7 protein-coding genes are annotated in these 10,495 nt (G+C 45.4%); 1 reads left to right on the top strand and 6 read right to left on the bottom strand.

The annotated features are described in order from the left end of the window. The 5 genes from QUB33_RS27980 to QUB33_RS28000 all read right to left on the bottom strand — a co-directional run. Positions 1-458: IS630 transposase-related protein (locus QUB33_RS27980; protein ID WP_333357436.1), on the bottom strand; the 458-nt coding region annotated here is incomplete at its 3' end. 161 nt (positions 459-619) lie between these two features. After that, positions 620-1,672, bottom strand: a complete 1,053-nt coding sequence (locus QUB33_RS27985; protein WP_333357439.1) for a calcium-binding protein — start codon at positions 1,670-1,672, stop codon at positions 620-622. Positions 1,673-1,792: 120 nt separating this feature from the next. Further along, positions 1,793-2,845, bottom strand: a complete 1,053-nt coding sequence (locus QUB33_RS27990; RefSeq protein WP_333357442.1) for a calcium-binding protein — start codon at positions 2,843-2,845, stop codon at positions 1,793-1,795. Between the two features lie 73 nt (positions 2,846-2,918). Next, positions 2,919-3,962, bottom strand: coding sequence for a calcium-binding protein (locus QUB33_RS27995; protein WP_333357445.1), 1,044 nt, complete (start codon positions 3,960-3,962; stop codon positions 2,919-2,921). A 148-nt stretch (positions 3,963-4,110) separates the two neighbouring features. After that, positions 4,111-5,094: a calcium-binding protein gene (locus QUB33_RS28000; protein ID WP_333357449.1), complete on the bottom strand. Its 984-nt coding sequence runs from the start codon at positions 5,092-5,094 to the stop codon at positions 4,111-4,113. A 533-nt stretch (positions 5,095-5,627) separates the two neighbouring features. Between QUB33_RS28000 and QUB33_RS28005 the strand changes: the two genes are divergently transcribed. Beyond that, on the top strand, positions 5,628-9,623 hold the full coding sequence (locus tag QUB33_RS28005; RefSeq protein ID WP_333357453.1) for a magnesium chelatase subunit H: 3,996 nt from the start codon (positions 5,628-5,630) through the stop codon (positions 9,621-9,623). Positions 9,624-9,876: 253 nt separating this feature from the next. Here the strand turns inward: QUB33_RS28005 and QUB33_RS28010 are convergent, their stop codons facing one another. Further along, on the bottom strand, positions 9,877-10,446 hold the full coding sequence (locus tag QUB33_RS28010; protein WP_333357456.1) for a hypothetical protein: 570 nt from the start codon (positions 10,444-10,446) through the stop codon (positions 9,877-9,879). Positions 10,447-10,495: the final 49 nt, after the last annotated feature.

Consider the following 10,495-nt stretch of genomic DNA (forward strand, 5'->3'; position numbering starts at 1 on the left):
GTGAGGCTATTTCTGCCCATTCTTGTGACTTGGCTCGGCCTGAGCTCATTCCCCTTTTTCAGACCTGAATCCTTACGTATTTCATTCTTTCTTCTCGATTTTTTTCTTGATAGCGAAGTTGTTTTTTTTTTGTAATTTTCAGTTTTTTTAAGGCATAGCAGATGGCACTCAGTCTGACGCCTGAAAGTTCTTGCTCTTTCTACTAATCTTGCTTCTGGTTTTTTTTCAACATCTTTTTTGAGGGCTTCCCAATCTAGCTTTCGTTGACGGTGGTTGACCTGAGTTGGTCGAAGGTCTTCCCTACCTAACCATCTATAAATTGTTGCTCTTCCTACCTTAAATATGGCGGCCGCTTTCGTTATACTCCCTCCATTTTCTACATAATTGACTACTTTTTGTCTTAGGTCTAGACTGTAAGCCATTTTTTTATAATTAAGTATTTTTATCGATTTTATCATGATCTTACCTCTGTCTCACTTTTATTTGAAATGACTATAATTATTATTAAGCCGATTTTATTATTTTTATGGCAAACACAACAGTACGATCGCCCTTTTTGCTAATGTGCGATCGCACTCCCCAGCAGCAATTAGGCACATCCCGAATAGCTGCGAAATTTCTATCCAATTAAAAGTGTCGCAAAAGGCGATTCTGGTAATAGATTTAACTTGAGATTTCCGCCACCTTCAATAACCGCGATCGTGTCAAAGCGACTAACTTGGGTAACTCCATTTTGAAAATCGGTGGGAAAGCCGTTCGTTTGGATAGCTAAATCTCGATTATTGTTGATGGGAACTATCAAAAATTGCTCTAAATCATACCCTGCTAGCTGGATCATATCCTGCCCTTGGGTAAAGTTCCGAATTGTCGCAAAACCCGACCCAATGTAGAACTGTGAGATTCCGGCCGGGTTCCCCTTACTGCCTACTAAAGGTGTACCAAGTACAAATGTATCGCGGCCGGTACCCCCAAGGAGAGTATCGAATTCATTGCTGCCGTCACCTTCATACACTCGACCGGAGCCAAAGCCATTACCTGTACCTAAACCTACTTCAGTTCCAATTAATTCAACTTTCCCCACCCCGGAACCAGTGATGATGTCATTCCCAGGAGTTCCGACAAAAGTCGCAGAGCGACTAGGCTCGTTTTTGCCGAAATTCAAGTAGTGTTCGCGACCGGTTTTCAAGGCTCCCGATTCCACAAATGGCCGAATATCGGGGTTTCTTTCTAAGTATTCCGTTTCAAAAAATGAAGTCCCAAACTGACCGTCTTTGATGCCGAATTCAATGAAATGCTGGTAGCCATTTTTAAAAGTTCCATTCTGAATAAACGGCTGCAACTGTCGGTTATTTGCGAGATAAAACGCTTCGTCATACTCAGCAGATACCCGAGTGCGACCTTCTTCGTAACCGTATTGGATAAAGTGGTCTAGACCCGTCGCAAAAGGTGCACTTGGGTTGTTGGGGGTGCGGACTAAGGCAGCGATGTCTGGGTTGCCACCAAGGTAAGTAGCTTCGTCAAAATACCGCGATACTTTGGTTAAGCCGCCGGCTTGACCGAATTTTTCAAAGTGTTCTCTTCCAGATTTGATAACTCCTGCATCAATGGCTGGCTTGACCCAAGGATATTGAGCAAGGTAGTATTGTTCGTCAATAATTGCGTAACTAGCCATGTCTTTCTACTGAGCCTTTAATGAGCTGTTTATGCAATTTATCAATAATCCAGAATAGAGACAATTACCTGACCGGGTGATTTTACCCCACAGTAAAATCTCACTTAAGCTCTATGCTTTCTAGCCAAGGAAAGTGAGACCGACTGGAGGACTAAATGGATTTATCATCTCAATCGGTTGCAGAGTTAGACTTGATCCGCCCTGAATTCTGGCAAGTGTATCTCCCGATTTTTGAATTAATAAGTCCGCCCCTGATGGAAATATACTCAGTTCATTAAAGCTTTCCACCAACTGAATAAAATCTTTTCCTTTTTCAAAATTGACAATCCTGGCCTCCCCACTGCCGGTATAGAAATCTACCCGGCTGATAAAATTACGTCTGTTGTTGGGAACAGCATCTCCGAGCACGAAGTAATCAATGCCAGAAGTGCCAATCAATGTATCGAATTCAGTGGTAGTCAGGAAAGGCTCTCTCGTGATGTCATCTGAGTTCAAAGCGTCATACTTATTCTTATTAATGCCAAAAGGTGGATTTGGGCCGGCGAAAGCTACTTGCAGTCCGATAATTTGATTTTTTCCCGCAGTAAATCCCGTGACGATATCATTACCGTTGGTTCCTGTAAAAAATCCGTATCGATTTGACTCAAATTGCCCAAATTTTAGATAGTGTTCTCGACCAGTTTTTAAACTTCCAGCCTCCACAACTGCCGCCACATCTGGGTTATCTCCCAAGTAACGTGGTTCAAAGAAACTTGTCCCGTACCTCCCTTCTGTTTTTCCGAATTGGATAAAGTGTTGAAATCCGGATTTAAAAATTCCGTTCTGCACGAAAGGAGTTATTTCCGGGTGGCGCTTTAAATAAAAAACTTCGTCGTAGTCAGGCGATACTCGCGTGCGGCCTTCTTCGTAACCAAACTGGATAAAGTGGTCTAAACCTGAAGCAAAGGGCCGGTTTTGGTTGTTGGCGGCGCGAACAAATGGTGCAATATCTTGATTTTGAGCTAGATATGTATCTTCGTCAAAATACCGCGATATTTTTGTGAGGCCGGCGGCTTGACCAAATTTTTCAAAGTGTTCTCTTCCAGATTTGATGATGCCTGCATCAATAGCTGGTTTGAGCCACGGATATTGCGAAAGGTAGTATTGTTCGTCAAAAATTGCGTAGTTAGCCATGTTTTTCACTTCTTTTCAATTAGCGATCGCACCGACAGCATCCAAAGACCCGTTCTGAATAGCTGCCAGATTTCTACCCAATTAAAGTTCTAAAATAACTAGAGTCTGGTAATAGATTTAAACTGAGATTTCCACCACCTTCAATTACAGCAATAGTATCACCATAACTAAGTTGGTCACCTCCATTTGGTGTATAGAACGGCAAGCCGTTTGTTTGGATTGCTAAATCTCGATTATTGTTGATGGGAAACACAATGTATTTATCGAATGATGTAGAGCCGAGCAGGATCGTATCCTGACCTTGGGTAAAGTTTTGAATTGTAGCAAAACCTGGTTCCTTGTAAAACTGTACGCTGACAGGCGTCGGTCTGCTACCCCCTATACCTGGGACGGTAACGGCCAACACGAAGTTATCGCGACCGCTACCGCCAATGAGAGTATCGAATTCATTGCTTCCGTAACTTTGATACTGCCTGTTGCGGTTAGTCTCTACATCTAATGCAACTCCAATTATGTCAACATTTCCTATCCCGAAACCGGTGACGATATCATTGCCGGAAGTTCCGAAAAAAGTCGCATAGGGACGAACGGACTCAAATTGCCCGAATTTTCGGTAGTGTTCTCCGCCCGTTTTAAAATCTCCCGCCTTAACTGCTGCTGCTACAGGCGGGTTGTCTAGCAAGTATTGTTCTTCAAAAAAGGTGTTCGCATAAAGACCTTCTTTCGATCCGAATTTGACAAAGTGCTCAAATCCTGATTTAAAAGTTCCGTTCTCTACAAACGGAGCCAGTACGGGATATCTTTTTAAGTAAAATACTTCGTCGTAGTCAGGCGATACGCGAGTGCGACCCTCTTCGTAACCGTATTGGATAAAGTGGTCTAGTCCTGTCGCAAACGGCGCGTTTGGGTTGACTGTGCGGACGAAAGGTGCGAGGTCTGGATTTCCCTCAAGGTAAGTTTCTTCGTCAAAATACCGCGATATTTTGGTGAGACCGGCGGATTGACCAAATTTTTCAAAGTGTTCTCTTCCAGATTTGATGATTCCTGCATCAATGGCTGGTTTCAGCCACGGATATTGCGAAAGGTAGTATTGTTCGTCGAAGATATCGTAATTCATAGTTTGCTGTTTAAAGAATGTAAAGTGCGATCGTACTTTTTCATAGCACAATCGCCCACAACAAATCAAAAGTCATCAATCATCAGCATTAGCTAATGACTGATGACTGATGGCTGATGACTGATGACTGATGACTGATGACTAATCACTATCCAATCAAGAAAGTACCGTTACCGTTAGATTCTTGGAAAGTTAAACCCAAGGTTGCTCCTCCTTCAATCACGCCCAGCACATCTCCAAAACGCTGGATTGACAAATTGTTGCCAACCGGAGTTAGGCTGTAGCCGTTTAATGAAGTTCCTTGCAGTTGGATAAAATCGCTTTCTATGTCGAAGTTGCGAATGGTAGCTTGACCGTTACCCAAATACAGCGGTGTCGCGGTGACATTCCCCGCTGTAGGAGGAACTCCGAGCACAAATGTATTGGTTCCCGGAGCACCAATCAGGACATCGAATTCATTAGTGCCAAAGCTTTCATACTGCCGATTACCTTGGGAGTCTATACCTACTTCTACTCCCACAAGTTCGACATCGCCCACGCCAACACCAGTTAAAACATCGTTGGTACGGGTGCCGACAAAAGTCGCGTCGCGGGCCGGCTCAAATTGCCCGAAATTGAAAAAGTGTTCGCGGCCTGTTTTCAAGTTTCCAGAGTTGACAAACGGCACGATGTCGGGGTTTTCTTTTAAGTATTCCGGTTCAAAAAATGAAGTCCCAAACCGACCTTCTTTGGCCCCGAATTGAATGAAATGCTGGTAGCCTGATTTGAAAGTTCCGTTTTGAATAAACGGTTGGAGTTCAGAGTTGTTTGCTAAATAAAAGCTTTCGTTGTATTCGGGTGATACTTGGGTGCGTCGCTGTCCTTCATCGTAACCGAACTGGATAAAGTGATCGAGGCCGGTCGCAAAAGGCGCGTTTGGGTTGATTGTGCGGACGAAAGGTGCGAGATCGGGATTCCCAGCAAGGTAAGCATTTTCGTCAAAATAACGCGATACATTAGTTAGACCGCCTTCTCGCCCGAATTTTTCAAAGTGTTCTCTCCCAGATGAGATGACTCCTGCGTCAATGGCTGGTTTGATCCAAGGATATGAGGCGAGGTAGAATTGTTCGTCGAAAATTGCGTAGTTAGCCATGTTTCCCCCTAAAGTTTTGATGAGTTTGAGATTCTATAGCAATTAGCTATCCATGAACTCGATCGCCAATCAGGAATTTAGACAAAACAGACGTTATGAAATGGTTTTAAATTCCTGGTAAAATGTTAATCTAGATAACGCAGCAATTATCGGAAGGCTACATTCTGCTTTCAGAAATTATGCCTTTTTCCCCTCAGTTAATTGCTCGATCGCAAGTTCGATCACTTCTACAAAACTTGAAAGTTTTTTCAGGATTTCTTTCTCAATCCTTGGTTAATCTTTAATTATTTTATCCAACTCATTAACCCTTTACATATACATTTAATTTTGTCAAGTAAATTTTTGTAAATAAAATTTGGAGTATTTGCTCAAGGAATTTAGAAGAAAATGTAACGAAAAGTTGCCCTAAATTTGTCGAATTGTGTCATGTGCAGGCTCAAATCGCCTAATGGCAAGCATTTTCTGGTAAAAATGCTTATGGGATAAAAAAATTCCCGATTCCCGAAAACAGCATCTTAAAGGAGCCTAACCGGATGTTCACTCACGTCAAGCCCACCATTCGCCACGTCGTGCCGGAAAACTTGCAGGGGCGATCGCTCATGAAGGTGGTCTATGTCGTACTGGAACCGCAGTATCAAAGCGCCCTGTCGGCAGCGGTTCGATCGATAAACAAGAAAAATCCGAATCTGGCAATAGAAATCAGTGGCTACCTGATCGAGGAACTCCGCAGCCCGGAAAATTACGAGGCCTTCAAGCGGGATGTGGCAGATGCCAATGTATTTATTGCTTCTCTAATTTTCATCGAAGATTTGGCAGAAAAAGTGGTAGCGGCGGTGGAACCACTGCGCGACAGCTTGGATGTCGCCGTCGTCTTCCCGTCGATGCCAGGGGTGATGCGACTCAATAAAATGGGCAGTTTCTCGATGGCACAGTTGGGACAAAGCAAAAGTGCGATCGGCGAATTCATGAAAAAACGGAAGGAAAAATCCGGGAGTTCCTTCCAAGACGGAATGCTGAAACTGCTGCAAACTTTGCCGAAAGTGCTGAAATATTTGCCCATCGACAAAGCCCAAGATGCGCGCAACTTCATGCTGAGTTTCCAGTATTGGCTGGGAGGTTCCCAAGAAAACTTGGAAAACTTCTTGCTGATGCTGTCACATAAATATGTATTCAAAGGCCAAGAACAGCTAACTTTCCAAGATCCCGTTGTCTACCCGGATATGGGAATTTGGCATCCCTTGGCACCGTCGATGTTTGAGGATGTAAAAGGATACCTCACCTGGTACAACGCCCGCAAAGATATTTCGGCAGACCTCAAAGACCCCCTCGCACCTTGCATCGGCTTGGTATTGCAGCGGACTCACTTAGTCACGGGAGATGACGCGCACTATGTAGCAATGGTGCAGGAATTGGAGGCAATGGGGGCGCGGGTGGTGCCGATTTTTGCCGGCGGTTTGGACTTCTCGAAACCAGTCGAAACTTTCTTCTTGGAAGTTGGGACCAAAGGTGTTGCACCGCTGCCGATAGTTGATGCGGTGGTTTCTCTGACTGGTTTTGCGCTGGTGGGCGGCCCGGCGAAACAAGATCACCCGAAGGCGATCGAGACTTTGAAAAAGCTAAACTGCCCTTACATGGTGGCTTTGCCGCTGGTTTTCCAAACGACGGAAGAGTGGGAAAATAGCGATTTAGGCTTGCACCCGATTCAAGTTGCTTTGCAAATTGCCATTCCCGAGTTGGATGGTGCGATCGAACCGATTATTTTGTCGGGAAGAGATGGCGCAACTGGCAAGGCGATCGCCCTACAAGACCGGATCGAAGCAATTTCCCAGCGCGCTATGAAGTGGGCAATGCTGCGCCGCAAACCAAAATTAGATAAAAAAGTTGCGATCACAGTTTTCAGTTTCCCGCCGGACAAAGGCAACGTCGGAACAGCCGCTTATTTGGACGTTTTCGGCTCGATTTACCAAGTATTGAAAGCCTTAAAAGGCAACGGTTACGACTTGCCAGAACTGCCGGATTCCGCCGAAAAACTGATGCAAGAAGTCATCCACGACGCAACAGCCCAATACCAAAGTCCCGAATTAAATGTTGCTTACCGGATGTCGGTAGCTGAATACGAAGAATTCACTCCTTACTCGGAACGCTTGCAAGAAAATTGGGGCCCGCCTCCGGGACATTTGAACAGCGACGGACAAAATTTGCTGATTTTCGGCAAACATTTTGGCAATGTGTTTATCGGAGTGCAACCTACTTTTGGATACGAAGGCGATCCGATGCGGTTGTTATTCTCTCGTTCCGCCAGCCCGCACCACGGTTTTGCTGCTTACTATACATATTTGGAGCGCATTTGGGGTGCGGATGCGGTGCTGCACTTTGGCACTCACGGTTCGCTAGAATTCATGCCCGGTAAGCAGATGGGAATGTCTGGGGAATGTTATCCCGACAGTTTGATCGGCAAAATTCCTAACCTCTATTATTACGCCGCCAACAATCCCAGCGAGGCAACAATTGCCAAGCGCCGCAGTTATGCTGAAACAATCAGCTATCTGACTCCTCCGGCTGAAAATGCTGGTTTGTACAAAGGTTTGCAGGAACTCAGCGAGTTAATTGCTTCTTATCAAACTTTGAAAGAGACTGGGCGCGGTGTGCCGATTGTTGATGCGATCGTCGAAAAATGCCGTTTGGTGAATTTGGACAAGGATATCGCCCTACCTCCGGAACAAGAAAGAGGGGTGGCTGCGGGAATGACTTCGGAGGAACGCGACAATTTAGTTGGCTTGGTTTACCGCAAGTTGATGGAGATTGAGTCGCGGTTGTTACCTTGCGGTTTGCACGTTATCGGTAAGCCACCGACTGCGGAAGAGGCGATCGCAACTTTGGTGAATATCGCCAATTTAGACCGCGAAGAAGACGGGCTGATCAGCTTGCCGCGGATTATTGCTAACAGTCTCGGACGCGATATCGGCGAAATTTACAGCAATAGCGACAAAGGCATTTTAACTGATGTTGAATTGCTGCAAAATATCACGTTGGCCTGTCGGGATGCAGTTGGCGCTTTGGTGAAGGAACAAACCGACGCTGAGGGTAGAGTTTCCCTTGTTTCTAAGTTGAATTTCTTCAACATGGGCAAGAAAACACCTTGGGTTGAAGCCTTGCACGCCGCAGGTTACAAAAAAATCGATCCAGAACCGATTAAACCGCTGTTTGAGTATCTGGAATTCTGCTTGCAGCAAGTTTGTGCTGACAACGAATTAGGCGCTTTGTTGCGCGCGTTAGAAGGCGAGTATGTTCTGCCTGGCCCCGGTGGCGATCCGATTCGCAACCCTGATGTTTTGCCGACTGGCAAGAATATGCACGCTTTAGACCCGCAGTCAATCCCTACAACGGGGGCGGTTAAGTCTGCTAAGCTTGTAGTCGATCGGCTGTTAGAAAGACAGCGCGTTGATAACGGCGGAAATTACCCAGAAACCATCGCCGTTGTGTTGTGGGGAACCGACAACATCAAGACATACGGCGAATCCCTCGCCCAAGTAATGTGGATGGTGGGAGTGAAGCCAGTTCCCGACGCTTTGGGTCGGGTAAACAAACTCGAATTGCTTTCTTTAGAAGAGTTGGGACGCCCTCGGATCGACGTAGTAATTAACTGTTCTGGCGTATTCCGCGACTTGTTCATCAACCAAATGAATTTGTTAGATAAAGCCGTGAAAATGGCAGCGGAAGCCGACGAACCGTTAGAGATGAACTTCGTCCGCAAACACGCCCTGAAGCAAGCGGAAGAAATGGGAATTAACCTGCGACAAGCAGCAACCCGGGTATTTTCCAATGCCTCAGGTTCCTATTCATCTAACATCAACTTGGCGGTGGAAAACAGCACTTGGGAAAGCGAAACCGAGTTGCAGGAAATGTATTTAACTCGCAAATCCTTCGCCTTTTCTTCCGACAATCCGGGAACAATGGAACAAGACCGGAAGATTTTTGAATCCTCCTTGAAAACTGCGGAAGTGACATTCCAGAACTTGGATTCTGCCGAGATTTCCCTAACCGACGTGTCGCACTATTTCGACTCCGATCCGACTAAATTGATCGGCAGTTTGCGCGCAGATGGGAAGCAACCGACATCCTTTGTTGCTGATACAACCACAGCCAACGCGCAGGTTCGGACGCTATCAGAAACCGTGCGTTTAGATTCGCGGACTAAGCTGCTGAATCCGAAGTGGTACGAGGGGATGTTGTCGCACGGTTATGAAGGCGTGCGGGAGATTTCTAAGCGTCTGGTGAATACCACTGGATGGAGTGCGACGGCGGGCGCTGTGGATAATTGGGTGTATGAGGATGTTAACACTACGTTTATCCAAGATGAGGAGATGCAGAAGCGTTTGCTGAATCTGAATCCTCATTCGTTCCGCAAGATTGTCAGCACTTTGCTTGAGGTGAATGGCCGGGGTTATTGGGAAACTTCGGAGAACAATTTGGATCGTTTGCGTGAACTTTATCAGGAGGTTGAAGACCGGATTGAGGGCGTAGAATAGAGTTATAAATAAGTGTAGGGGAATAGGCCCCTACACTTATTTTTCCATTAGGTTCGTTGTTGAAAAGAATCAGAATTTGCACTCAATCTAATTATGGGAGGATAGGTTATGGCTCTTATGGTTCCTGATTCTACAACATCAAAAATGAATCAAGGACAAATCAGTTTATATGAAATATTGCGTGAAAACTTGCCCAATATTTTTTTTGATATTGCGTTTGAAGTGGGAAAGGGAAGAGCGATCGCATCTTTATTTAGTCACAAACACTCTGGAGTTTTTGTGGCTTTTTTTGAGTAGAAAAGTAATCTTCGAGCCTTGTGCAGCCTTCCTCCAGCAGTTGATCTAATTTTCTAACAGGCCACACTCTTGCCGTGCCGTCATCTCCAGCTGTAGCCAGCAATTTGCCATCGTCGCTAAAAGCAGCACTATTGACAATGCCCTGATGACCGAGAAATTCAGCCAATTGTTGTCCTGATGAAGTCCATAACTTTACTGTGCCACTAGCTCCAACTGTAGCAAGTAGGTTGCCATCTTTGGTGAAACTGAAACTGATATTTCTGACGCTACTCTGATAAGCTTTAACTTCTGCCAACCGCTTGCCATTGAGATGCCATCGCCTGATAAAGCCATCATCTCCTGCTGTAAAAACTTCCTTGCCATCCGGGCTAAAACTGACACCATAGACAGTACCCTGATGACCCTTAAGTTCTACCTTGCTCTGGTTTTCAGTGTTCCACAGCGATGCCTTCCCACCCTCTCCAACTGTAGCTACCAGCTTGTTGTCTGGGCTAAACCTCAATGGCACTGAAAAAGTCTCAATCACGCCCTCCGTTTAGATTTCAAGACAGAGCGAGGTTCCTGCATTCGAGGAT

This window comes from Microcoleus sp. B3-A4 (assembly GCF_036705385.1).
Classification (GTDB): domain Bacteria; phylum Cyanobacteriota; class Cyanobacteriia; order Cyanobacteriales; family Microcoleaceae; genus Microcoleus.

Excerpts from the sequence above, each read along its gene's own strand:
- QUB33_RS27985 (WP_333357439.1), bottom strand. The coding sequence starts at position 1,672 with ATGGCTAGTTACGCAATTATTGACGAACAATACTACCTTGCTCAATAT.
- QUB33_RS27990 (WP_333357442.1), bottom strand. The coding sequence starts at position 2,845 with ATGGCTAACTACGCAATTTTTGACGAACAATACTACCTTTCGCAATAT.
- QUB33_RS27995 (WP_333357445.1), bottom strand. The coding sequence starts at position 3,962 with ATGAATTACGATATCTTCGACGAACAATACTACCTTTCGCAATATCCG.
- QUB33_RS28000 (WP_333357449.1), bottom strand. The coding sequence starts at position 5,094 with ATGGCTAACTACGCAATTTTCGACGAACAATTCTACCTCGCCTCATAT.
- QUB33_RS28005 (WP_333357453.1), top strand. The coding sequence starts at position 5,628 with ATGTTCACTCACGTCAAGCCCACCATTCGCCACGTCGTGCCGGAAAAC.